The 1,247-nt window shown below is 56.5% G+C and carries 1 tRNA gene and 2 rRNA genes (1 of these 3 only partly in view); all 3 read left to right on the forward strand.

The annotated features are described in order from the left end of the window. Nucleotides 1-818, forward strand: a 23S ribosomal RNA gene (locus ACR0CR_RS20320) (it extends 2,013 nt beyond the left edge of the window). A gap of 185 nt (nt 819-1,003) precedes the next feature. Further along, a 5S ribosomal RNA gene (gene rrf, locus ACR0CR_RS20325) occupies nt 1,004-1,118 on the forward strand. A gap of 51 nt (nt 1,119-1,169) precedes the next feature. Beyond that, nucleotides 1,170-1,246: transfer RNA gene (locus ACR0CR_RS20330), tRNA-Met, on the forward strand. The last annotated feature ends 1 nt before the right edge of the window (nt 1,247 follow it).

The following is a 1,247-nucleotide window of genomic DNA, read 5'->3' on the forward strand; positions in this document are numbered from 1 at the left end:
GCACCTTTACTACAGCTTCGCACTGGCATCAGGATTGTGATGTGCAGGATAGGTGGTGGGCTTTGAAGCAGGAACGCAAGTACCTGTGGAGCCACCCTTGAGATACCACCCTTCGCACTCTTGATGTCTAACCGCGGTCCGTTATCCGGATCCGGGACCCTGCGTGGCGGGTAGTTTGACTGGGGCGGTCGCCTCCTAAAGCGTAACGGAGGCGCGCGAAGGTTGGCTCAGAGCGGTCGGAAATCGCTCGTTGAGTGCAATGGCAGAAGCCAGCCTGACTGCAAGACTGACAAGTCGAGCAGAGTCGAAAGACGGCCATAGTGATCCGGTGGTCCCGAGTGGAAGGGCCATCGCTCAACGGATAAAAGGTACGCCGGGGATAACAGGCTGATACTGCCCAAGAGTCCATATCGACGGCAGTGTTTGGCACCTCGATGTCGGCTCATCTCATCCTGGGGCTGGAGCAGGTCCCAAGGGTACGGCTGTTCGCCGTTTAAAGAGGTACGTGAGCTGGGTTTAGAACGTCGTGAGACAGTTCGGTCCCTATCTGCCGTGGGTGTAGGAGACTTGAGAGGAGTTGCCCCTAGTACGAGAGGACCGGGGTGAACGATCCACTGGTGGACCAGTTGTCGTGCCAACGGCAGTGCTGGGTAGCTATGATCGGACAGGATAACCGCTGAAGGCATCTAAGCGGGAAGCCCCCCTCAAAACAAGGTCTCCCTGAGGGCCGTGGAAGACCACCACGTCAATAGGCCGGAGATGTAAGCGCAGTAATGCGTTCAGTTGACCGGTACTAATCGCCCGATAGGCTTGATTTGATCCAGTAATGGAAAGACAAGACCAAAGCATACACCAAACTTGAGTTGGGCAACGTTGCAGCACCTAGCCGCGATGTTGGTTGATTATATAACCGTGCAGGACCGCGCATCCGCTTCGCGAATACGCTGCCTCCTGCGCGTCGCGCTTTTGCTCCGCAAAAGTCGCGACGTGGGCTTTTCCTCGGTTTGGTGGTCATAGCGCAAGTGAAACACCCGGTCCCATCCCGAACCCGGAAGTTAAGCACTGCCGCGCCAATGGTACTTGGGCTTAAGCCCCGGGAGAGTAGGTCACCGCCAAACCTAGTAAAAGCCCACATCTCTCTACAACGATGAAACACTTTCCGACCCTGTCGCGGGATGGAGCAGCCCGGTAGCTCGTCAGGCTCATAACCTGAAGGTCGTAGGTTCAAATCCTACTCCCGCAACCAG

Source organism: Ruegeria sp. AM2, from assembly GCF_056540685.1.